Annotated in this window: 27 protein-coding genes; 15 read left to right on the top strand and 12 right to left on the bottom strand. The window is 44.9% G+C overall.

Translation table 11 applies throughout. The annotated features are described in order from the left end of the window. Positions 1-118: 118 nt before the first annotated feature. Positions 119-703 carry a TrmH family RNA methyltransferase gene (locus ACP2WE_RS16445; RefSeq protein WP_425216632.1) on the bottom strand — a complete coding sequence of 195 codons (585 nt, stop codon included), beginning with the start codon at positions 701-703 and terminating at the stop codon, positions 119-121. Positions 704-911: 208 nt separating this feature from the next. Here ACP2WE_RS16445 and ACP2WE_RS16440 point away from each other — a divergent pair, with 208 nt between their 5' ends. The 5 genes from ACP2WE_RS16440 (at position 912) to ACP2WE_RS16420 (ending at position 4,114) form a co-directional block, all read left to right on the top strand. Further along, positions 912-1,127 carry a hypothetical protein gene (locus ACP2WE_RS16440; protein ID WP_425216631.1) on the top strand — a complete coding sequence of 72 codons (216 nt, stop codon included), beginning with the start codon at positions 912-914 and terminating at the stop codon, positions 1,125-1,127. A gap of 96 nt (positions 1,128-1,223) precedes the next feature. Beyond that, positions 1,224-1,481: a hypothetical protein gene (locus ACP2WE_RS16435; RefSeq protein ID WP_425216630.1), complete on the top strand. Its 258-nt coding sequence runs from the start codon at positions 1,224-1,226 to the stop codon at positions 1,479-1,481. Positions 1,482-1,770: 289 nt separating this feature from the next. Further along, entirely contained in the window at positions 1,771-1,986 is a 216-nt protein-coding gene (locus ACP2WE_RS16430) for a hypothetical protein (protein WP_425216629.1), read from the top strand. Continuing rightward, positions 1,979-2,401, top strand: a complete 423-nt coding sequence (locus ACP2WE_RS16425; protein WP_425216636.1) for a pepsin/retropepsin-like aspartic protease family protein — start codon at positions 1,979-1,981, stop codon at positions 2,399-2,401. Before ACP2WE_RS16430 ends, ACP2WE_RS16425 begins: the two co-directional genes overlap by 8 nt. Before the next feature lie 198 nt (positions 2,402-2,599). After that, positions 2,600-4,114, top strand: coding sequence for an AAA family ATPase (locus tag ACP2WE_RS16420; protein WP_425216628.1), 1,515 nt, complete (start codon positions 2,600-2,602; stop codon positions 4,112-4,114). A gap of 66 nt (positions 4,115-4,180) precedes the next feature. Here the strand turns inward: ACP2WE_RS16420 and rsgA are convergent, their stop codons facing one another. The 5 genes from rsgA to ACP2WE_RS16395 form a co-directional block, all read right to left on the bottom strand. Beyond that, positions 4,181-5,320 carry a small ribosomal subunit biogenesis GTPase RsgA gene (gene rsgA, locus ACP2WE_RS16415; protein ID WP_425216627.1) on the bottom strand — a complete coding sequence of 380 codons (1,140 nt, stop codon included), beginning with the start codon at positions 5,318-5,320 and terminating at the stop codon, positions 4,181-4,183. After that, positions 5,317-5,538: a sulfurtransferase TusA family protein gene (locus ACP2WE_RS16410; RefSeq protein WP_425216626.1), complete on the bottom strand. Its 222-nt coding sequence runs from the start codon at positions 5,536-5,538 to the stop codon at positions 5,317-5,319. The genes rsgA and ACP2WE_RS16410 overlap by 4 nt, the downstream gene beginning before the upstream one ends. Before the next feature lie 6 nt (positions 5,539-5,544). Then, positions 5,545-6,660, bottom strand: coding sequence for a molecular chaperone DnaJ (dnaJ, locus tag ACP2WE_RS16405; protein WP_425216625.1), 1,116 nt, complete (start codon positions 6,658-6,660; stop codon positions 5,545-5,547). A gap of 177 nt (positions 6,661-6,837) precedes the next feature. Beyond that, positions 6,838-7,134 carry a 2Fe-2S iron-sulfur cluster-binding protein gene (locus ACP2WE_RS16400; protein WP_425216624.1) on the bottom strand — a complete coding sequence of 99 codons (297 nt, stop codon included), beginning with the start codon at positions 7,132-7,134 and terminating at the stop codon, positions 6,838-6,840. A 73-nt stretch (positions 7,135-7,207) separates the two neighbouring features. Further along, entirely contained in the window at positions 7,208-7,993 is a 786-nt protein-coding gene (locus ACP2WE_RS16395; protein ID WP_425216623.1) for a precorrin-2 C(20)-methyltransferase, read from the bottom strand. Between the two features lie 85 nt (positions 7,994-8,078). On the opposite strand from ACP2WE_RS16395, the gene ACP2WE_RS16390 reads away from it, so the two are divergent. The 5 genes from ACP2WE_RS16390 to ACP2WE_RS16370 all read left to right on the top strand — a co-directional run bounded on the left by ACP2WE_RS16390 (position 8,079) and on the right by ACP2WE_RS16370 (position 12,119). After that, positions 8,079-9,212 (top strand): ABC transporter ATP-binding protein, encoded by a 1,134-nt coding sequence (locus ACP2WE_RS16390; RefSeq protein WP_425216622.1) that lies wholly within the window; start codon positions 8,079-8,081, stop codon positions 9,210-9,212. 184 nt (positions 9,213-9,396) lie between these two features. Continuing rightward, entirely contained in the window at positions 9,397-9,870 is a 474-nt protein-coding gene (locus ACP2WE_RS16385) for a DUF4890 domain-containing protein (RefSeq protein ID WP_425216621.1), read from the top strand. Positions 9,871-10,256: 386 nt separating this feature from the next. Further along, on the top strand, positions 10,257-10,649 hold the full coding sequence (locus ACP2WE_RS16380; RefSeq protein WP_425216620.1) for a hypothetical protein: 393 nt from the start codon (positions 10,257-10,259) through the stop codon (positions 10,647-10,649). Positions 10,650-10,733: 84 nt separating this feature from the next. Next, positions 10,734-11,129, top strand: coding sequence for a pentapeptide repeat-containing protein (locus tag ACP2WE_RS16375; protein ID WP_425216619.1), 396 nt, complete (start codon positions 10,734-10,736; stop codon positions 11,127-11,129). A 570-nt stretch (positions 11,130-11,699) separates the two neighbouring features. Next, a complete protein-coding gene (locus ACP2WE_RS16370; RefSeq protein WP_425216618.1) occupies positions 11,700-12,119 on the top strand; it encodes an STAS domain-containing protein in 420 nt (139 codons plus the stop codon). 96 nt (positions 12,120-12,215) lie between these two features. Here ACP2WE_RS16370 and ACP2WE_RS16365 read toward each other — a convergent pair whose 3' ends face one another. Then, entirely contained in the window at positions 12,216-13,208 is a 993-nt protein-coding gene (locus ACP2WE_RS16365) for a FecR family protein (protein ID WP_425216617.1), read from the bottom strand. 183 nt (positions 13,209-13,391) lie between these two features. Next, a complete protein-coding gene (locus ACP2WE_RS16360) occupies positions 13,392-13,871 on the bottom strand; it encodes a WbuC family cupin fold metalloprotein (RefSeq protein ID WP_425216616.1) in 480 nt (159 codons plus the stop codon). 288 nt (positions 13,872-14,159) lie between these two features. On the opposite strand from ACP2WE_RS16360, the gene ACP2WE_RS16355 reads away from it, so the two are divergent. The 3 genes from ACP2WE_RS16355 to ACP2WE_RS16345 all read left to right on the top strand — a co-directional run bounded on the left by ACP2WE_RS16355 (position 14,160) and on the right by ACP2WE_RS16345 (position 16,973). Beyond that, the gene (locus tag ACP2WE_RS16355) at positions 14,160-15,389 is read left to right on the top strand and encodes a glycoside hydrolase family 10-like protein (protein ID WP_425216615.1); all 1,230 of its coding nucleotides are present in this window, start codon (positions 14,160-14,162) and stop codon (positions 15,387-15,389) included. A 13-nt stretch (positions 15,390-15,402) separates the two neighbouring features. Beyond that, positions 15,403-16,014 carry a 2'-5' RNA ligase family protein gene (locus ACP2WE_RS16350; protein ID WP_425216614.1) on the top strand — a complete coding sequence of 204 codons (612 nt, stop codon included), beginning with the start codon at positions 15,403-15,405 and terminating at the stop codon, positions 16,012-16,014. A gap of 101 nt (positions 16,015-16,115) precedes the next feature. Further along, positions 16,116-16,973, top strand: coding sequence for a hypothetical protein (locus ACP2WE_RS16345; protein ID WP_425216613.1), 858 nt, complete (start codon positions 16,116-16,118; stop codon positions 16,971-16,973). A 43-nt stretch (positions 16,974-17,016) separates the two neighbouring features. On the opposite strand, the gene puuE is transcribed toward ACP2WE_RS16345, so the two are convergent. The 3 genes from puuE to uraH form a co-directional block, all read right to left on the bottom strand. After that, complete coding sequence (gene puuE, locus ACP2WE_RS16340; protein ID WP_425216612.1) at positions 17,017-17,940, bottom strand: allantoinase PuuE; 924 nt, start codon at positions 17,938-17,940, stop codon at positions 17,017-17,019. Between the two features lie 151 nt (positions 17,941-18,091). After that, positions 18,092-18,601 carry a 2-oxo-4-hydroxy-4-carboxy-5-ureidoimidazoline decarboxylase gene (gene uraD, locus ACP2WE_RS16335; protein ID WP_425216611.1) on the bottom strand — a complete coding sequence of 170 codons (510 nt, stop codon included), beginning with the start codon at positions 18,599-18,601 and terminating at the stop codon, positions 18,092-18,094. 22 nt (positions 18,602-18,623) lie between these two features. Continuing rightward, positions 18,624-18,977: a hydroxyisourate hydrolase gene (gene uraH, locus ACP2WE_RS16330; protein WP_425216610.1), complete on the bottom strand. Its 354-nt coding sequence runs from the start codon at positions 18,975-18,977 to the stop codon at positions 18,624-18,626. Between the two features lie 120 nt (positions 18,978-19,097). Here uraH and hpxO point away from each other — a divergent pair, with 120 nt between their 5' ends. Together hpxO and ACP2WE_RS16320 are read left to right on the top strand one after the other, a co-directional pair. After that, the gene (gene hpxO, locus ACP2WE_RS16325) at positions 19,098-20,261 is read left to right on the top strand and encodes an FAD-dependent urate hydroxylase HpxO (RefSeq protein WP_425216609.1); all 1,164 of its coding nucleotides are present in this window, start codon (positions 19,098-19,100) and stop codon (positions 20,259-20,261) included. A 183-nt stretch (positions 20,262-20,444) separates the two neighbouring features. Next, positions 20,445-21,470, top strand: coding sequence for an aromatic ring-hydroxylating dioxygenase subunit alpha (locus ACP2WE_RS16320; RefSeq protein ID WP_425216608.1), 1,026 nt, complete (start codon positions 20,445-20,447; stop codon positions 21,468-21,470). 68 nt (positions 21,471-21,538) lie between these two features. On the opposite strand, the gene ACP2WE_RS16315 is transcribed toward ACP2WE_RS16320, so the two are convergent. Next, on the bottom strand, positions 21,539-21,922 hold the full coding sequence (locus ACP2WE_RS16315) for a hypothetical protein (protein WP_425216607.1): 384 nt from the start codon (positions 21,920-21,922) through the stop codon (positions 21,539-21,541). Positions 21,923-22,762: the final 840 nt, after the last annotated feature.

Genomic DNA, 22,762 nt, shown 5'->3' with positions numbered 1-22,762 from the left:
ATCTGTGTCAATTGCCATTTAGCTTCTAATTCTCTTTTCATGTTTGAGCTTGACTTAGCCTTTGCAATTTCTTGCTCTATTTTCTCGTGCCTTTCTGTTGCTCTTGCCTTGCTGCCGATTAGTCCAAACTAAAGCAAGTTTGCAGTGTCGCAAGACGACTTTGGACAAACTGTTGCCTAAAAACTGCGCCCATCGACGATCGCACGACATCTGGATCGAATGGATCGATGCGATCGCCCAATAAAATAAACCCTGCGCCTCCAAATGCCTCTGAAGTGCGGATCAAGGTTCCTAAGTTTCCAGGCGATCGCACGGTATCCAACACTACCCAGCAGAGACCCGTTCTGGGAGAAATCTCTGACAACTGTTCCCACGGTTGCCGTACAATCGCCCCGACACCAGAAGCCCTCTCTGTCCGCGAAATGTGACGAAATTGTTCTGGGGTGATAGATAGACAGGGAATCCCATCGCGACGAGACTTTCGTACTAACTTTCTGACAATCGGCGCGGTGAGTAATTTCTCGCTATAAACAATTTTGGAAATCTGTAACTGATTGTCGATCGCCCAAATAAAGTTACGCACGCCTTCAACGTAAAAAGATTGGCTGGCTTCGCGGTAGGTGCGATCGGACTGTAATTGTTGAATCTGGTCTAGTTGAGCTTGAACTAATGGATCGTCAGCAATAGATCTAACATGGGTCATCCTCCTTCAGAGCATCTTGGCTCTCAACTTAATTGGACACAAACATTGTAACAGTCCTCTCTGATTCACGGTTCGGCTTATACACGTCGACCAGAGCTGTCTCCCTACAATGCTTTTGAGGCGTGCTGTACGATACCAAGCCTTAAGATCATGCGTAATGCTAATCGAGTAAGCTGTAAGTGTGAACTTTTGAAAAGAGGCACATGACATGACATTAGCTGAAGTACTACCATCGGTACGACTGCTCTCTGCAACGGAAAAACTTAAGCTGATTCGAATTCTGGCTGAGGATTTGGATACGGCTGAGAATATTTCACCTTTGGAACCTTTCAAAACCTATGATTTGCCAACTCCATACGATAGCTTTGGGGCTGGTGCGGTTTTGATGGAAGCTCTTCAGCAGTCAAAGCTAAGCCAGTCATGATGTATGCGATGCTATCCTTCAACAATCGTGGCTTGATATGGCTAGGTTTAGGAAGATGCTATGATTCAAATTAGATAGCACAACCATATGTTTAATATGTCTCTTATCGAACTCCTGCCAAGTGTCAGTCAACTAACGCATCAAGATAAGCTTAGACTTATTCACTTTCTTTTGCTTGCAGTAGCAAAAGAGGAAGGATGTAGCCTAGATTCTACCCACGCCGCTCATCATGAAAACACACTTATAGAACAACTAGCGCTTACCGATGCGGTTGTATGGTCGCCTCAAGCCGATCGCCAAGCGGTTCAAGCCTTATCAGATCTCTTAGTGACAGCACAAATATCAAATGCTTGACGGCTTTCGCTTTTTATTTACAGAACGGACTGATAGTTCTGGTCGCTTTAGCATCTTGCCATATTTATCTCTTATCTTGACCAATGGAAAACGTTCAATAGAAGTAAAGTATTGCTTATCAATCCGCAGCCTAACAATGTGTTTGAGCCAACTACTCAAAAGTAATCTTTAAGCCTTTACCTTCAAAAGCTGAAATATATACACAGCATACATTATCTATTATTTCTCTGGCAGGCTGATAGTGCAATTATAATAGGGGAGTAAAGCTCACTGAACTGGAGTGCTTTTTATGGTTGCAGCAGAACTAGTCTCGATGTTAAAAGATCTTAGCCGTTTAGATAAATTCTATATCGTGCAGATTTTAATCTCAGAACTAGCCCAACAAGAAACGGATCTAATTAAACCCGACCAAGCTTATCCAGTGTGGTCTCCCTATGATGCTTTTGAGGCAGCAGATACGATGTTAAAAGTGCTGAACGATGCCAAGTCTCAAGACCATGCGTAATGCTAAACGATATTCGTTCGTATCTGGTGATGCCGCATTAGGCGAAGCTGGGTTTCGTCCGCATCTACCTTTCACTCTCGTTTATGAGCAAAATTCTGTTGCAGCATCTGGTTTACTCGATACTGGAGCCAGTGTAAATGTACTTCCATATTCGATAGGAATTGAGCTTGGTTACGAATGGGAACGCCAAACAACAGCTCTCAATTTAACAGGAAATTTGGCTCAGTATGAAGCTCGTGTTGTGCTTGTTCAGGCTGTTTTGGATCGATTTAAGCCTGTGCAACTGGTATTTGCATGGACACAAGCTCTAAATGTGCCGCTCATTTTAGGACAGGTCAACTTTTTTATGGAGTTTGATGTTTGTTTCTACCGTTCACAATTGCAGTTTGAAATCAGCCCAAAATCCTATGCTTGAGAGTAAGTTGGTCGACAGACACCTAGGCGACTCAACTTTACCGTTATCGCCAAAGTCACCCAAAAATCACCACCAAAATCATCATTCTCAATATCAAAATATAGCGGCGCAAGGCTCACAAAAACATCTTAGGTAGCCTAGAATAGGAAAGCTTGAGATCTTTCTTCAGTCAGGCTGAAAAACACCACAGAAAAATGTATGCAGATTTCTCAACAACGCTTGCATAAGCTAGAGATAACAAAGCTCAAGAATGTCAAGGATCTTTGCATTTCATTTGAGAGTAAAAATATAACTGGTATTCTTGGCCCAAACGGTTATGGGAAGTCAACTATTCTTCACGCTCTAGCCTGTTGTTTTAAGCCACCATATGAAGAACAACAAGACTATAAATTTAGTAATTTTTTCCTACCAAGCCCTGATGCATTATGGGAAGGTAGTGAGTTAAAAATAGTTCATACTTATCGAAATTCATCTCAAACATTCGAAAATGTAGAACAGCTTTATGGGAAGAGTAGTGATCGATGGAAACCAATATATAAAAGACGACCTACAAGAAATATATATTATTTTGGTGTGGACAGTTGTGTACCACTTATCGAATCAGAAAAACGAAATGTAAAAATTAACTACTCAACTAGTAATGTAAGTGAAAGTATTATAAATACAATACTAGAGAAGGCTTCATATTGTCTTAATAGGCAATATACTGCCTATAACATTCATGACCCTGGTAATGGGAGAAAGTTTATTGGTGTTGAAGCCAATGGAATAAGATACTCTGCATTGAGTATGAGTGCTGGCGAACAAAAGATATTTTTATTGCTAGAAAAAATATTTAGAGCTGATAAGTATAGTCTCATCCTAATAGATGAGTTGGATCTTCTATTACATGATTCAGCGATGAAGAATTTGATTAAAGTGGTATCTGAAAGGGCACAAAGCCAAAATCTTCAAGTAGTATTTACGACGCATAGAGAATCAATTCTTGAGTTGTCTGATTTTATTAACATAAGACATGTTTTTGGTACATCAGAAAAAACTCTTTGCTTCAATGAAACAAAACCAGATGCAATAAATCGCTTAACAGGGTCTCAACCGAGGTTAATTGAAGTTTTTGTTGAAGATGATCTTGCTGTAGCAATCATTAAGAAGATAGCAGGTCAATTAGGTATTTCTAGGCATCTATCTGTACAAAGATTCGGTGCTGCTATGAATTGTTTTACAGTTCTAGCTGGGTTACGTCTACGTGGTGAAAGCTGTGATAATACTATTTTTGTGTTGGATGGAGATGTCTATAGAACTCTAGAAGAACAAAAAGAACGATTAAAGGCTGTTTTAACTGGAAATGATGAACGCGCAAACTCACTTCGAGAGTCTAGCCTTCAGAAAATAAAATGTTTAAATCTTCCAGAAAATACTAAACCTGAAAAGTACATTCACAGTATTATTATTGGTTTAGAAAACAATGATGATAACGAGTGTAATGAAATAATTGGAGTGGCAAGGCATATTGTAGCTGTTGATAACAGCCATAGGTATGTAGACGATATAATAAAAAGACTTGATTGGAATAGAGATGTTGGATTATCAAAAATAATTGACCTACTTAGTTCTACTCAAGAGTGGACTAGTTATATTGCTAATGTGAAAGATTGGTTAACCTCACAAATACCATTGGTGCAAGAGACTACATCGCAAGAGGTCAACAATTAAATGCAGCAGAGTTTGCAAGTTGCTAGTGCTGAGTTCGGTTTGGTCTGACGTTGCTGAGTTTGGGAGCTATTCCCGATCACCCAAATCACTACCAAAATCGTCATTCAAATTATCGTTCTCAATATCAAAATCTAGTTTTTGAAGATCGGTGCGGCGCGAGGTTCTGCGGTGTTTTTTGGTGACTAGGCGAGGTTCGTGTTGAACTTGTCCGCCCGTTCCAGACTTCGTTTTTAGAGTGGATTCCGTTTTCGTCGTATCTCTCGCTTTAGAATAGTACGCTTCCACATCATCCAAAAATAGAGAGTAGTGGGCATAGCGTTCCCAATCACCTTGGACGACACAGTTGGGTTCGTCACGGTGCAAGCAGTCGTTAAATTGACAAGTACCCGACGCTAGCCTCTGACGTGCTTCAGGAAAACAGTAGGCTAACTCCATCGGTGTTTTAGGAAGTGCGGGCTGCAAAAAACCGGGAGTATCCGCCAAATATCCCGTTGCTCGATCGTCGAGGGGAAAAAGTTCGACATGGCGAGTGGTATGCCGACCGTGCCCAAGCCGTTGCGAGACTTCACCCACCCTCAGCTTTAGTTCTGGAATTAAAAAATTGATCAGGCTAGATTTGCCCACACCCGAAGGGCCTGCCGCCACGGTAACGCCCGTACTGAGATGTTGTTTGAGTTGCGCGATGCCTTCACCCGTGTAAGTACTGATTGCGATTGGGGCATAGCCCCAGTTTTGCATGCGATCGCACCAAGTTTGTCGTTCAGCTTCGGTGACTAAATCGCATTTATTCAAACACAAGACAATATCGAGATCGCTGGCTTCGATATTCACCAAAAAACGACTGAGTTGGAGTAGCTCGATCTCAGGATCGGCAAGGGCAAACACCAAGAGCACCCGATCGACATTGGCGATCGGAGGACGATCTAGCAAATTGTGGCGTGGGGCTACCTCCGCGATCGCACCGCGATTTCCCTGCCAATCTGGCTCTTGAATCACGACGCGATCGCCAACACAAATTTGCTGCCCAATTTTTTTGAGTCTGGCTCTGCGGGTACAGAGTAGTTCTTTGGTAGCGATCGAACTGTCCTCTATGCCATGAATTGCAGCTAGGGCATAGAGATTGACGCGATCTAAACTGACGCGATAAAAGTTTGCTTGCACTGCTAAAACAGTGCCCGTCAAGTTTTCTATCTGGTTCGTCGTCACGCTTTTTGTACGGTCAAAGCAAAGAAATTGTCCCGTTCTTCAATGTTTTTGACAATGTGCCCATCAACGATCAGGCTATTGGGAACCTGCTCGATCGGTTCGCCGCGATCGAGCCAAACCTCTAGGGTTTCGCCTGAGGTAATTTTTTCAAGCTGCAACTTAGCCCGCACAAAGCTGAGAGGGCATGGCACACCGCGCAAATCTACAGGGTTGGGCATAAACGCTTACCGATGATGAAAGATCCCACCTAAAAAGCCTTCAATGCCACCTTTTGAGGCTCCGCCTTTCAGCTTTTCGAGCAGTTTCTCTAGGGCTTCTTTTTCTTCGCCACTAACTTTAGTGGGAATATCGACCTTAATTTTGATCAGATGATCGCCACGCGCTACGGGATTGCCCAGTTTCGGTACGCCTAACCCCTCTAGCGTCAGTACTGTATCTGGCTGAGTCCCAGCAGGAATTGTGAGCGGCTTCTTGCCATCAACCGTATTTACAGCGATCTTGTCGCCCAAAATTGCCTGCAAGTAGCTGACCTTAATTTCCGAAAGAATATTAATGCCTTCACGCTCAAACTCTGTGTCAGATTGGACAAACAGATAAACATAGAGATCTCCCGCAGGGCCGCCCTTTTGCCCAGCATCGCCTTCGCCTGAGACGCGCAACCGCGTACCGCTATCGACACCCGCAGGAATCGTGATTTTCAGCTTTTTGTTAACCTGTGTCAGCCCTAACCCGCTACAAGGCTCGCACTTATCTTCAATCACTTGCCCCGTACCATTACAGGTCGGACAGGTTGACACTTGAGTGAAACTACCAAAGGGGGTGCGGGTGGCGCGGCGGACTTGTCCTGCACCATTACAAGTACCGCAGGTACGCGGTCTCGTTCCGGGTTTTGCACCCGAACCGCTACAGACCGCACAGGTTTCTAGGTGGGTAATTTTGATCTGCTTTTCGCCACCAAAAATCGCTTCGCGAAATTCTAATTTTTGATCGAAGCGCAGGTCTTCGCCACGCATGGGGCCGCTGCGGCGACGGGGTTGTTGCCCCGCTGTGGAAAAACCGCTAAAGAAGCTCTCAAAGATATCGGCAAAGCCGCCCATATCGCCCATATCTGGCACGCCCCCTGAAGCGCCTGCCTCGCCAAAGCGATCGTACCGAGCGCGAGTTTCTGGCTCAGAGAGGACTTCGTAGGCACGGTTAATTTCTTTGAAACGTTCATCCGCACCTGACTCTTTGTTTACATCGGGGTGATATTTGCGTGCCAAACGTCGATATGCTCGCTTGATATCCTCTTTGTCCGCATTGCGTTCGACGCCAAGGATTTCATAATAGTCACGCGCCATAGGGGGTTCACTCAGTCGCTTAATTAAATAGTGATGGGCTTATAGATCTTAATTTAACCTAGGATTCGGTTGAATAAGCTACTAGCTTTTCGCAAGCAGCTATTCGCGATGAATACTAATTTAATCAATTTTTAACACATATTATTCGAGCTTACATACAGGAATTGCTCGTAATCTCTATGGGCGCGTCTTAACAGAGACATCACCATTGACCATGGTTTGGCAAGCAAGCCGATAGGTGTCGGGTTTGCGCTTGAGTTTTTTTTGCTCGAAGTCTGTACGAGGGGACAGATTTTCTATGCCTTCTGAGATCTCAACAATGCATGTGCCACATTGACCGTAACCACCACAGTTAGTGAGCTTGCCCATGAGCTTATAGATATCGACATTGTGTTCCATTGCTTTGAGTCGTAAGTTTACGCCATCCATCGCAATAACTTCTTTGTCCTCGTTCACGAACTTGATGTTTGCCATAACATTATTAAATTTTATTTCTGAATATTAAGCTTATCAAAATCTTGGCATTTAAAGACTTGGGATTTGCGGCTTAATCTTCTAAACCAGTCATGGATTCGGAGCGACTCACAATTAACAGCGATGCATAGGGCGGCACTAAATGGGGGTAATCAGCAAGGTTTGACCAAATTCTCTGTTTTGTTAAGGTCGCCCAGGCGACGACATGACTGTGGTTGAGCAAATCTCGCGATCGCAGCACTTCCCAAATCTGCGCGTAGGTATTGCTAATTTTCATCAGAACGATTACTTCTGCCCAATCCAAGGCGTTTTCTAGATCTAAAATGCTGTTTAATGCAGGCAAGACCGCTAGTTTATCTGACCAAATAGTTAGGGGAATGCCCACTACTGCCGCCGCTGCCAAGGGCGAACTGATGCCAGGGACGATCTCAATCTCTAGATCGGGGCATTTAGCCTTTAAACCCAGCATCATATACGTAAAACTGCTGTAGAAGCTGACATCGCCTTCGGCGATAAATGCGAGGCTCTTGCCCTGTCGCAGATAGGGTAAGAGGTTAATCACTGCGGTTTGCCATGCCACGCGCAAAACCGAATTATCTTGGACAAAAGGGAGCGATAGGGGAATTTGTTGTTGGTGGGGCTGCATAAATTTGGCAGCGATCGCTTCAGCCATCCCCTGCTTACCATCTCGTCCTGCGGGAAAAGCGATCGCATCGACTTCTCGCAAAATCCGAAAGCCTTTAATCGTTAGAAGTTCGGGATCGCCTGGACCAACACCGATACCGTAAAACTTGCCTAGAGTGGGTTGACCGAGGTCGTGAAGATTTCCGTTATTTGAGGTTTGAGTATTTGGTGTCATTGGCAAGTTTCAATGAATATAGCCCTAGGATACAAAATTCCGCTATTCTGAGGGCGGAAACAAACGTTAAGTTAATAGGATCGTCATGGCTCCTGTCCGTCTATGCGCCGTGTCCAAAGTATTCGATCAGAACGTAGTTCTACATGATATCGATCTGACGGTGGAAGATCGAGAATTTATGGTGCTGGTTGGGCCTTCTGGCTGTGGCAAAAGTACGCTTTTACGATTGATTGCGGGATTAGAAACGGTGACAGAGGGATCAATTTATCTGGGGGATACGCAAATTAATCATTTGCCGCCCAAGGCGAGAGATATTGCCATGGTGTTTCAGAGCTACGCGCTCTATCCCCACATGAGCGTATATGAAAATATCGCCTTTGGTTTGCGCCGCCAACAATCTCAGCGCTCGGGAATATTCTCCTCAATGGGGCACAAGCAGCGTCAAGCGATCGCGCAGCGAGTACAACAAGTGGCGGCATCTTTGCAAATTGACAAATTACTCGACCGCAAGCCTAAGGAATTATCGGGTGGGCAAAAGCAAAGAGTGGCTCTAGGCAGAGCGATCGCCCGCAATCCTCAAGCATTTCTGATGGATGAGCCCCTGTCGAATCTAGATGCCCAATTACGCAGCGAGACGAGGGCGCAAATCGTGCAACTGCAACAACAATTGCAAACCACCACAATTTACGTTACCCACGACCAAACCGAAGCAATGACAATGGGCAGTCGGATTACGGTGTTGAATGGTGGAAAAATTCAACAGGTCGATACGCCACTCAATCTCTATCGCAAACCCGCCAATCTCTTTGTTGCCGGGTTTATGGGTTCACCACCGATGAATTTTTTGCCTGTTGCCCTAGATGCGGATTGCTATTTGCAAGGGGAGCATTTAAGCCAACCAGTTCCTTTCGATCGAGATTTAACTCGGAATTTAGAACTAAACCAGTCTTACATTCTAGGTATTCGACCCGAAGACTTAAAGCCTTGCAGCCCCGATCGCGCTCATCTGTGTGGGATCGTCCAACTTGTAGAGGCTCTAGGTGCTGAAACCATCGTAATTCTTGACATTCAGGGGCAATGTCTGAGGGCAAGGTTATCGGCTGACTTGATGTTTACCCTCGATTTAACCCTTGGGGCTAAGACATACTGGCAGTTCGATCTCAACAAGTTATATCTCTTCGATTGCACTACAGAAAATGCGGTCTATCATCCTTATTAAAAAATCGATAGTTTCATAGAGCTGTGACATATAAGTGAATTATTTGAGAAATTCGCTCAAGCTCACGTTTAAATACTTCGATCGTGCAAAAGCTGAAATTAATGTAATCACTTTTTCTTTGAACCTTTTTTTAACCCGTTCAGTCTAAATAGAAAATAATTGCAAGATGTATGGGGAAACACTCATGGCTCAAACTTGGACTCGTTATCTATCTGCTTGTGGGATCGCGATTGCATTAGGTGCAATTAGTCTTAGTACAACGCTCCCAGCGATCGCCTCAACATCTTTGCCAGATGCAGAGTTATCTCAAACAAGCGCAAGTACTCCTAGCAAACTCAAGCAAGATGGCGACAAAATCAGAGATCTCAATCTCACAGATGCCCAAAAACAACAGATACGAACGATTAGACAAGACACTCGCCAAAAACTAGAAGCCGTTCTTACTAACGAACAACGAGCCCAGATTCAGCAAGCAAAGCAGTCGGGACAAAATCCTAGAGATATCATGAAGTCAATCAATCTCACCAACGCGCAAAGACAGCAAATTCAAGCGATTCGACAAAATTCTTACCAGCAAATCCAGTCTATCCTCACGGATGAACAACGGGCGAAATTAGAGCAAATGCGGGCAAACTACAGATCGAATCCAGACCAGTAAAATCTTCTCAGTACATGTAATACCTCACTCAATTAAATTGGCAATAGGTCAAAAGTTGAGTTCCTCGCTTCGCGTTTTTTTTACAAATGCTAAAAATTTCATTTTTAAAGGGGCAATGCCCCCTTTTTTATTGTGTAATCCCAATTCCCTAAATATTTGCGACAGATCGGGTTTTGGATGCCGCGCAGAGCGCGGTCTTTTCAAAAAGATGCGTTGCATCAATTTTTGAAAATGGTATTAAGTTGGCATACATGCCCTTAAAAAATTCAATATCGGAGCCTAAATCTAAAGACAATATTAAAGCCTATACTGTAGGATGGGTTTCACAGTCATTTTTAAGCTGATTGACTGATTACCGAAAACTTAAATCCACAATAAAATTCAAAATGCCATCCGCTACTGGTTACTATTTTCCTTCCGATCCTCCTTATCTGTTATTCATCCTTTCTCTAATTGCAGGTTTAGCCTGTGGTAGAGCATTTGAGAGCACTTTAAGGGAACTAGTACAAGAATGGGCAACTCGTAGAACCTCGCGAACTCTTCTCCAGCTAAAGGGAAGCAGCATACAAATCCCTTACATAGGCATCACTCTATGTGTGGGTGTGTTTCTATCCTCAGGGTTAGAAATTTTCGGGTTTCCTTCTGGCTTAGCCTATTCAGTAGCAGTTCCTTTAACCTTGGGCAGTGCTTACTTTGTCTGGAGACAGTTGGGGAAAATGTTAGTGGAGTTAGAACGAGGTGGCTCGGCTGCAATGGATCTCGATATGTTTGAAAATTAAAAACGAGATCGTTATTCAATTTCTGAATTTTTCCAAATTTAGATAAATTTTAAAGCGATCGTCTAATCTGTTTAGGGCAAACCAATGGATGCCAGTGAACTCTTACAACTGTATAGAGCAGGTAGGGTAGAATTTTCTGATGTCGATCTGTCGGGGGCAGATCTGAGCGCAAAGGACTTACATAAGGTTAATTTTAGTAGAGCTAGACTCTGCAAGACCAATCTTAAGTCTGCTAAATTGTGCCGTGCAAATTTAAGTGGAGCCGATCTGAGTTCCGCCGATCTTAAAGGTGCCGATCTACATAGGGCAAACCTACGTAGAGCGAATTTAAAGGGTGCCGATCTGAGAAATGCAGATTTAAGAGATGCAGATTTAAGAGGAGCAGACTTGAGTAGAGCATATCTTCAGGATGCAGTCTTTCAAGGTGCCATGATGCAAAATGCCATTTTGCAAAATGTGATCTGGGATCGAAGAATCTAATGTTGCAGTTTAGCGAATATAGCAATCCTATTTAATTTGTAAGAATACAAGGGGCAATTCGTGAATTGCCCCTTGTATTCTAGGGAGAAAAAAATCTCTCATGGATTGTCGATCTCAATTTCACATGAATTTGCATCAGCTCCGAATTTGAGTTCCCCGTTACGCGCCGAATTTTCAAAATAACTACATCGCTGTTATTTTGAAAATGGTGTTAGGATTGCGCTATAAATTGCAGCACTTAGTAGTGCTACAGCTACACAAACAAAACCTAGCTTCAACTTAGAGCTAATGCAGCACGAATTAAGAAACTAACTTTTGTATAACTTTTCATACAACCTTTCACTAACTTTTTATACCTGTTGGTAGTTGTATATTTTTTTTTTAAGTGAATAATAGGTGAATGGAATCTAGATGGCTTAGAACTACCCTTAAAGTTCTATCCAGTCTGGATTCCTTCCTAAGTTTTGTCGCTAGTTCCTAAAACGCTTAATACCTCTGACATTCACAGATTGGAAATGAATGTTAGGAAAACAAGAAAGCCACAATTACGTTCTTTTTATGTGAGGCAAGATGAAAATCGTATCAGGACTTGACAGCGCAACTTTTCGTAGAGTATTTACTGATAGCCAAGCCTTTGCCATAAGACTTAGTTGCAGCAAATTCAATAAAGCGGAAGGTGTTGAGCTACTTAGAAAGATTGAATCATGGGCTTCTGTGAATGCCATGGTGAATACCCAAAAAATGCCCTTGCTAACTGTAGATATGCAGGAAGTTGATTTTCTTGATAGTAATGGTCTTGCAGCACTTTTAGAAGCACGCAGAATTCTAAGATCGCATGGTAGCAACTTGTCCCTATGCTCTCTCCATGCTTCTATCAAATTAATCTTAGAGATCTCAAAAAGCGATCGCGCCTTTGCCATCTTTGAAAGTTTCGATAGTTTTGTCGCCTATGTTGAGGCAAATCAAGAAGTTGAAGAAATTGCTGCATAATTTTACGGCTGTTTAGTATTCAGTCGCTCGTTTATCGGCAATCAAAAACTGAAAGCTGTCTACCTACTATAATGTAACAGGCAGAAGTTTTCAAAACTATCGTTTGCCTCGAGGTTCGTTTTCACGAGTTTCTCCTGCTTTTTGAGGTCGGTCTTCTCCTCGATCGCGATACTTATCTCGCTGGTTAAATTTCTCAGCATCTTCTTTTTTGCGCTCTAAAGAATTAGAGTTTAACTCGTCAACACGTTCGTTGTTTCGCCCTCGAATCTCTGATTTACCTCTGTCTTTTTTGTCTTCTTTTTGCTCGGATTTTTTCGCGTCGCCTCTCAAATCATTGCGTCTTTCTAGAACTGGTTTGGCGTTAGGGAAAAGTTGTTGAAACTTGGTTCTAACTTTTTCTCGACCAGGTAACTCTCGTTTGTGCCCTTTCACTAAAGGACTGTTCAACAAAGTTTCATATTCTGACTGTGAAATTTTTTGAAGTTCTACCCTTTTCTGTTGCCTAAAGACACGAAATCTTTCTCCACCTTTGACTACTTGGGGCTGTGCTTTGGGTTCGTCTCTGCGCGTAACTTCTATTTCACCTTCTAACACTTGAATCTGATCGTTTCCTTGTTCGTCAACTTCCAGTAAGTAGGTTGTACCGCGCACGGCTGCGACCATCGAGGATGTACATGCTGAGACGGCTCCATTGATCAAGACGCTGCCCCTCTGGAGCTGCGCACCACATTGCCCAACAGTTAAAATCGAGTTTTTACTGAGGCGCGCGATCGCTTCATTGTTAAACAGCAGTTCAGCACGGGACTCGCCCGTTCGGACTTGCTCTTGCAATTTAGCTATATCATCAACGGCTGCTTGGCGATCGCGAATAAATACCTGCTGCCCATCTAAAATTTCGGTTACCTTTGCCGATTGAATATCCACATTAGGCTGTGTTGTAGATATACCTGTTGACGCAGTCGTTGGTATTGTCGATGGCGTCAGTGCAATAGGGGATGAAGTTTGACCTTGAGAAGAATTTGGCGATGGTACATCACTACCGCAAGCAGCGATTAGCAAAATAAAACTGAGCAAAAGTGTTTTTTTCATAATTAGCGCCCCAACATTGATAAAACTCATGTGAGTAACAACTGGTTCGATTGGCGATTTCATGACGCAATGTCAGGCAAAAATATCCCCAGTCTTCCAATATAGCAATTTCCTCACGAACAAAATTTCGAGCCTACTGCAAAAGCGTTTAGACGCAAAACATAAGGCAAAGTTCAAAGAGTCTTACAAAAAGTACTTTACCCAAAGTTGTACGAGTTCTGATGCTTCCTTCGTGCCCTCTAGAGGAAAGTTTGGGAGGAAATCCTTATCTGAGGTTGGTTTATAGGGGCCTTCCTTGATTTCTAGAATCGCCGTATTAGGCTGAAGTGCCACCAGTGTATGATATACACCCTCTGCCAATTCCAATCCCCATGGATCGCCTCCCACGCGAAAATAACGCTGCACTTGCCCAGTCTCATCCAAAACTAGCAATCCGAGTTCCCCCTGAAGCACGGCAAATAATTCAAACCCATTGTTACCTTCTCCTCGAAGGTGACGATGAGGACGCACGTAGGTTCCAAGCTGAAGCACATTGACAAAACGCTGCACTTGGTCGGGAAGTTGGTGCAGGTTATGATTTTGTCGCAGTCTCGGATTTAAACTTGCCTGTTCGCCTGTTTGGCTCAGCAAGGCAAGGGTTAAGAGTTTAACAAGATTGTCCATAAGCCAACAAATAAATTTAATTATCCTTGTTTACAGGCATTGGCGATCGCATCTATATCGTTTGTGAACGTAAGTGTAGTTTTTGGGTTCGTGCAGGCAAGATGCCTGCGCTACAAATTAATTGAAACTCATTTACGATCGCATCTATATCGTGATTTTCGTTTTTTGTTGCAGGCACACAAATCTTGCATGACGACACCCTTCGAGGTAAAGTGCTAACTCAGATCTTTATAGAAATAAGGAGAACTCTGAAATTCGTCAATTCAGGGTTTGCTAGGCTTAATCACGATGAAAAAATTTCACACAAAAACTTGGCAGAGACCTTTACGATCGCTTGTTTCGCTCTGTTTGGGCTTAGCGATCGCGCTTATGACAAACCTTCCCTTTTTTAATTCCTTCTTTTTGGCGGCGGCACAACCTCCAGCCCCAGTAGCCAAATCCGCGTCGGAACTAAGAGGGGTATGGCTGACCAATGTGGATAGTGATGTTCTATTTTCGCGGGATAAACTCAGTCAGGCAGTTCAACGCCTAAAACGCCTCAATTTCAATACAATTTATCCCACGGTTTGGCACGAGGGATATACCCTCTATCCTAGTGTGGTAGCTGAGAATACCTATGGCAAAGCAGTCTCTCCGATTCCAGAATTGCAGGGGCGAGATATGTTAGCAGAAGCGATCGAACTGGGTCACGAGCAGAAACTAGCCGTAATTCCTTGGTTTGAGTTTGGCTTAATGTCTGAAGAGAGAGCCGAACTCACAAGGCTGCATCCCGAATGGTTGACTAGTCGCAAGGATGGCTCCAAGGTGTTTGTTTATGGCGATCGCGGTCAACATCGTTTTGTTTGGCTCAATCCTTTACGACCTGAAGTGCAAAAACTACTCGTCGATCTAATTATGGAAGTTGTCACCAAATATAATGTGGATGGCATTCAAATTGACGATCATTTTGGGATGCCTGCTGAGCTTGGCTACGATGACTACACGATCGCACTCTATCAAAAAGAACACAAAGGCAAACGCCCCCCCGAAGATATCAACGATCCAGAATGGACGCGCTGGCGTTCTCATTTCGTCACGAATCTAATGGTGAAGATATTCGCCTCGATCAAAACCACCAAACCTAATTGCCTGATTTCTCTCTCTCCTAATCCTAGAGCCTTCTCTTACCAACACTATCTCCAAGATTGGTATCGCTGGGTCGATCTGGGATTTATCAACGAACTGATCGTACAGGTCTATCGTTCCAAATTGGCTGAATTTGTGAATGAGTTAGAAAGTCCTGAATTACGAGAGGTTCGCAAAAAGATTCCTGTCGGAATTGGGGTTTTAGCGGGTTTACGCGTTCAAAATGTGGCGATGGAATTGATTGAAAGTCAGGTTAAGGCAACCCGCGATCGCAATTTTCAAGGTTTTTCTTTCTTCTTTTATGAAACGCTGGGCGATCGCGATCCAGCCTTTGCGAATTTACTCCCTGCACCCGCTATTCGCCCAAGCAAACCATTGGCTCGTAAAGCCTAGCTGAGAATTCCTTATGTCTGATGTTCCTAAATCTGAAGCATCAAAACAGCGATTCTTTATTGCTCTACTTCTGCCTGAGCCTATCGAAGCTGGGATCGATCGGATTAGGCAAGATTTTCGCGATCGCTTCCAAAGTCGAGCTGCCCTTAATTCGCCACCTCATATCACCTTACAACCTCCCTTTGAATTTCCACTAGATGGTTCGACTGAAGATGTCTCGACCTTAACGAAACATCTAGAAGAATTCGCTTCTAGCCGCTATTCCGTTCCCATCACGCTATCTGGATTTTCTGCCTTTGCGCCTAGTGTGATTTATGTGGCGGTCAAGTCTCCAGAACTCCTGACAATGCAGACCGCTCTCGCCAAACATCTTGAAACAACGATGAATCTGGTCGATCTACAGGCGAAAACTCGTGCTTTTGTTCCCCATGTAACCGTGGCTTCCCGCGATCTAGGCGAACAAAATTTCAAGCTGGCATGGGCAGAATTTGAGCATAAATCGATTCGCTATGATTTTATAAGCGATCGGATTACACTCCTCGGTTATGAAGAACAAAAATCGATCGCTCATGCAGATTTCCCATTCATAACAGCGCTTCAGAACGACAAATCTGCGAGAGAATAATTATATAATCGTGATTGATATCCCTAAAAAGGGAAAGTTGCAAGAGCAGACCTAATCTATGTCCTAAACTCTCACCCCTCACCCCATTCATACTCTAACCCATGACAAATTCTCATACCTACGAAAACCCAGTAGCACAGCTTTTGTTCATCAAGGAGCCTACCGCTTGGAACGATCGGTGGATTGATTACCCAACAGAGTTCGGGCTGACTAAAGCAGATATACCCGATCTGATCCGATTGAGCTGTGATGAAGAGCCACTGGACTGTGAGTCAATAGATTACTTTATTCATGCATTACGGGCATTGGCTCAGCTCGATCCAGAAGCCGCCTTGACTCTTTATCTAGAACTGTTGCAGAAGTTCCCCGATGACGATTTTTTGCATGAGGAGATATATGGTCTCAGTCGAGAGGTGGGTGCGATCGCGATCGCGCCATTGGTAAAACTTATGTCAGGAGTCACTCAAGACCGATGGGTGCAAACGACGGCAGCAAATGGGTTGGAATCGATTGCACAGGCACATCCAGAGTGTCGTGAAGCTTGCGTGCAAGCTATCGTCGAGCAATTGCGAAATTATCGAAACCAAGACGATGGCACTCTCAATACAACGTTGGTCGATAAGCTGATTCAGTTGGAAGTTGTAGAAGAAGCCGCATTACTGGCGGAGGTATTTGAAAACTGCGAGATTGATGAGTTTTTGACTGGATCTTGGCCTGCGGCTCAGGTGAAGTTCGGGCTGAAAAAAGAGTCTGATTTTTCGCCAGAGGAGCTGATTGCTAAAGAGCCAGATTATATTAAATTGATACGAGAGCAGCGAAAGCAAGACATCGATCGCGATGTAATTGCTGTCATCGGGCAAATCTCTGCTCTTCGACGACCTGCTGGCAAGGGTTTTGGCTCAGTTAGCTCAGGCAAGAAGGGAAAAAAGAAAAAGAAGAAAAAAGATGGCGATTTCTAAGCATTGTAATTGAGCATATCTCTTCTCCATAGAAGATTTGAGCTTACACAGGCTTGTGATTTGCGTGCCAGTGGTGGGCAATGTCAATGCGACGACAGAGCCAGACTTGTTCGTGGTTTTGCACGTAATCGAGAAAACGGGCTAAAGCGGCAGCACGACCTGGTCTGCCAACGAGGCGACAGTGCAATCCCACACTCATCATTTTGGGAGCGGTTTCTCCCTCGGCATAGAGAACGTCAAACGCATCGCGCAGGTAGGCAAAAAACTGATCGCCGCTGTTAAATCCCTGTGCTGTAGCAAAGCGCATATCGTTGTTGTCGAGCGTGTAGGGAATGACGAGGTGGGGTTTACTGGATTCCTGCACCCGATCGTGAACCCAATAGGGTAAATCGTCGGCATAGCTATCGGCATCATAGAGAAAGCCACCTTCTTCCATCACAAACTTACGAGAATTGGCACTGGTACGTCCTGTATACCAACCGAGGGGACGACTGCCTGTGACTTGGGTATGAATGGCGATCGCTTTCTGAAAGTGTTCGCGTTCTAGGGTTTCGGGTAAATATTTATAGTCAATCCAGCGGTATCCATGGCTGGCAATTTCCCAATCCGCTTCCAGCATGGCAGCAACGGCTTCGGGATTACGTGCCAGTGCCATGGCGACTCCATAGACTGTAACGGGAATCTGCCGCTGGGTAAACAGGCGATGCAATCGCCAAAATCCTGCGCGACTGCCATATTCGTACATTGACTCCATATTCATGTGGCGCATTCCCTTAAGAGATTCCGCACCAATAATTTCAGACAGGAAAGTTTCGGAAGCGCTGTCACCATGAAGAATACAGGTTTCACCACCTTCTTCGTAGTTGATCACAAATTGAAGGGCGATACGGGCTTGGTGCGGCCATTGGGGATGGGGAGGACGACGACCGTAGCCGATTAAATCTCTGGGATAGAAGTCATTGACCATTGGAAATCAGGAATAGATAACAAAGTTATGTGAAATTGAATTAGGGATAGATGGGGAATTAAAGTGTTCCCAATAGTCTTGCCTGTCTTTGCTTTAGGGTCTCGATCCCCCCCAGCCCCCTTACAGAAGGGGGGAGAATTAATTCTCTTCTTTAAGGAGGATTAAGAGGAATCAAATCTTGGAGTCGAAACCAAGCGATTTGGGCAATCTCTTTGAGCGCTCGATCTTTCTCGGTTTCAGCAGAGTTTTGCAAGCGCTGTTCAAAAGCTTCCAGAATGCTAGCTTTGGAATGGTTCCTGACTGCGATGATAAAAGGGAAGCCGAACCTCTCGAGATAGGCTCTGTTAAGTGCCTGAAAGAGATTGTATTCATCTTGAGACAACCGATTTAAACCCAAGCTCGATTGTTCGAGGACAGAGGCTTCTGCCATTTTGACGCGATCGCCTAGGCTGGGGTGGGCGCAGATCAGTGCCATTTTTTCGAATGGGCTCAGGGTATCTACAACATCGATCGTGGCTGCATGCAATTCCGAGATGCTTTGGAACGGGCGTTTATCCCAGGTTCGTTCCGCGATCGCCGGGGTATCTTCAAACACTGCTCCTAAAGCATCGGTAAATACCGCTCGATCCATCTGGTTGAGTTGTGTCAGGGTGTAGGACATAGTGTGGGAAAGCGAAAATAAACTAGCTGCCGCGATAGGTGCTGTAAGACCAAGGGGAAATCAGGAGAGGAACGTGGTAATGGGCGTCAGAATTGGCAACCCCAAACCGAATCGGAACGCGATCGAGAAACGCTAAGGTATCGGGTTCGTAAAATTCCGAAAAATAGGAGCCGATCTCAAAAATTAATTCATACCAACCAATTTTTAGATTGCCATCAGCGAGCAAGGGGGCACGTCCATCCGCATTAGTGATCGCACTTTTGATCGGTGTAGAGAGATTGGTGGCAGGATCGATCGCCCATAATTCGATCGCGATCTCGGCAGCAGGGCGGCCACGAACTGTGTCTAAAACATGGGTTGTAAGCTTACCTGACATAGAGTTCTTTGCTGTATACCGTATACAGTAATCAAAATACCAGAAATAATTGTAGCTACCAGTACAGAATCATTGATATAGTCTTGGTATGTATTCTGTATACAGTATACAAATGAGTCCATGTACAATCTCAAGGTCGCGATCGTTGGTGCGGGTATAGGCGGCTTAACGGCGGGAATTGCACTGCGCCGCATGGGATATGCTGTCGAAATCTACGACAAAGCCAGCGAATTAAGACCCGCAGGGGCGGGGATTTCGCTATGGTCAAACGGCGTGAAAGTGATGAATTGGTTGGGTCTTGGCGATGCGCTCGCATCGATTGGCGGACGCATGGATCGCATGGAATATCGCAGCCATACCAACGAACTCCTCAGTCACATTGATTTAAATCCTCTGATCGATCGCGTTGGACAGCGACCCTATCCCGTTTCGCGCACCGACTTGCAACGAATTTTGCTCAATGCTTTTGGCGAAGAAAACGTGCGGCTCCAGTCTAAATGTATCGGAGTAGAAGCGAATACGGAGAGCATTACCGCTCTATTTGAAGATGGCCATCGCACTACCGCAGATTTGATTGTTGCTGCCGATGGTATTCATTCCCTTTTACGTACCTATGTAAATGGAGGGGAGGTAGAGCCACGCTATGCCGATTATGTGAACTGGAACGGTTTGGTCGAAGCTAGTCCCGATATTTCTCCCAAAGATGTTTGGGGGATTTACGTGGGGGAAGGCAAACGCGCCTCCATGATGCCCATCGGAGGCGATCGCTTCTATTTCTTTTTTGGTGCGCCCATGCCCAAGGGTACGGTGGTGGAGCCCTGCGATCGCCGAGCCGAATTGGCACAACTGTTTGCAGGCTGGGCTACCCCCATACAGAATCTGATCGAGCGGCTGAATCCGCTCGAAACCAATCGACTCGAAATTAGCGATCTCGATCCTTTGAAACAAATCGTGCGCGATCGCGTTGTGTTGCTGGGTGACTCTGCCCATGCTTCTACGCCCACCCTCGGACAGGGGGGCTGTCAGGCAATGGAAGATGCCGAAATTCTCTGTCGCTATTTGATTACGACCAATCTGGGTGTGGCAGATGCCCTGAAGCGTTATGAAAGCGATCGCAAAGAACGCACAAATTCTCTAGTTTTGAAAGCTCGCAAACGCGCAGACACCATTTATGGCAAAGATCCGCAGGTGACACAATTTTGGTACGAAAGCCTAAAAGAAGAGGATGAGAAGGATGTGATCGATGCCCTCGCTAAAGTGATTTTGGCGGGTCCATTCCATTAGAGATTTAGATCCTCGACTTTTTCTTTGCAACCGCCAATCGACTTTGTTGGTCATAAAAAAAGTCGGGGATCTAGACTAAGCATTTACAGTTTTCTTTTGCTTACCTACTTCTTATTTCCCTGCGATCAAATGGTTCCTGAAATTTTTTATTGTAATTAGATTGAAGTTGGAGAGTTTTTTCCTATGTTAGTGACAAGGCAACCCGTATTTCGTAAGTTTTGGTATCCCGTAATTCCCACAGCCGATCTAGCCGAGGGACCCAAACCCTTTACGCTGCTGGGGCAAAAACTCGTGCTGTGGCTCGATGCCGAGGGAAAACCCGCTGCTGCCAAAGATCGCTGCTGTCATCGTTCCGCCCAATTGTCGCTAGGCAAAGTCGTGAATGGTGCGATCGCTTGTCCCTATCACGGCTGGCAATTTGACAGCACGGGTAGTTGCGTGCACGTTCCCCAGTTAAAGGGTGTGGGTATCCCCGCAACTTCGCATATCGATGCCTATCGTTGCACAGAAGCCTATGGCTATGTTTGGGTATGCTTGGAAGAACCGATCGCCGACATCCCTAAAATTGCGGAAGCCTTTGAGACTGACTATCGCTTAATTCACGAGTTCTACGAGCCTTGGAAATGCGCGGGTTTGCGTGTGATGGAAAACGAACTCGATCTAGCCCATCCCACCTTTGTGCATACCACCACCTTTGGTAGTGAAGACCATCCCACGCCCGATTTATTAGAAATTACCGAAACGAAAGAAGGTCTGCACGCTCATGGTGTTTTGGGTGTGGTCAATCCCGAACTGCAACAACAAAACCTAAAAATGGATTCCGTACAGACCTATCGCACGTTGGATATGTTGTGGTTTATGCCTTTCACAGTCAAATTACGCATTGCCTATTCCAATGGACTGGTACATATTGTCGTCAATACGATGACCCCGATTGATGATGGCACTTCGCAGATGGTGCAGTTCTGCGTGCGCAACGACACAGAGAAGGATACACCTAGCCGCGATGCGATCGCCTTCGATCGCGCCGTTACCCTTGAGGACAAACGAATTCTAGAAACGACGGACTACGATGTTCCCCTCGTTCCCAATCGCGAACAGCATATGTTTACCGATAAGCCCGGACTCTTAATTCGCAAAAAGATTGCAGAGCTATTAAAGGATCATGGCGAAACCGAGCAAACCCTAGAGACGGCTACTTTAGCCTAACATGGAACTTCAAACTCGCTTCTCGTCCTGAGGCAAGTCCCACAGGTTCAAACTGCTTAAGCCCTCTATCAGTTGGTCTCGATCCACAAACGCATTTCATCTTCTGTATCGCAATAAACACTTTGACCCGTTTGAGGGTTGAAGGCATACCACCAGATATTGCCACTGCGATCGGAAATCTGCTTAATTTGCAGTTCTGACTTCGGTGCAAAAATTTGCATCAGTCCATCCCAAACTTTGGTCAAGCCAGATTGCCATTGAGAAAAGGGCGATCTCAAAATTTCAGTTTGCATCTCTTCTGCAAAAATCTCTTGTCTTTCATCTTCTAACAGCTCAACTAGCTGTAAGTTGCGAATTGCTCTAGCAACTTCTAGGCGGCGTTCGAGAGAAGTTAGCATACTGGTCTTATGTTTTGCGATTATTCGCGTATCGGAGCGATGGGTTGTAGTCATGGCTTTCTCTTTAAAAAATTAATTTCTATTATCCTTAATTTATATTTTTTCTGTACGTTTAGATACAAAAGACACAAAAATTTGCTTTTATTGCGAAAATAATTGGCACATTGCTAAGGTATTCAGGATTTTATTAGATATTCTCATGAAGCTGAGATGGTAGGTCTCGAACTTTATCTACTCGCCTCGATCGCGATCGCGCCGTATAGATCCGCATTGTCGTTCAAGCTATTGGCAGCATGGGAAGCAAAGTTGCGAGCAAAATGCGGTAAATCCTGAAGAGAAGTAACGAGGGGTGCTTCAGGGCTAACCGCTAGATTGACCAAATCTTTTGTGACCATAAAGATCGCCCCTCCTTTGCCTTCGCCCGATCGCTCTCCTTCCCCCGCGATCGCCATATTCTCTTGAAACGTGACGTTACGCAGTTGCAGCCTACCACTGCGGATAAAAATACCGCCACCCATACCGCCACCCCCCCCACCAAAGCCCAGAGCACCATCACCCGCAGCAAAGCCTCCAGACCCGTTTTTACCAACGATTCCTACAGGATTGCCACTACCACCAAACCCACCACCACCGCCACCACCACCAAAGCCGCCGTTGCCGCCGTTCCCACCATTGCCGCCANTNCCNCCATCCGCACATTTGGCGATCGCATTTGCACCATTACCGCCATTCCCCGCATTGCCAAATCCACCAAATCCACCGCCACCACCAAAAGCGATCGCGCCGATACTGTCAATCCCAACTCCCTCAAGCCGCAAAGATTTCCCTCCATTTTTTAACGGGGAATGGCTATCCCCCATCCCTGAGTTAGGAACTGGAATAACACCCGCTAAG

Origin of the sequence: Tumidithrix helvetica PCC 7403 (assembly GCF_965232925.1) — a bacterium.
GTDB classification, from domain to species: domain Bacteria; phylum Cyanobacteriota; class Cyanobacteriia; order Pseudanabaenales; family Pseudanabaenaceae; genus Tumidithrix; species Tumidithrix helvetica.
Note: the sequence above shows the minus strand (reverse complement) of the source record. Positions and strands in the feature narration are given on the sequence as shown.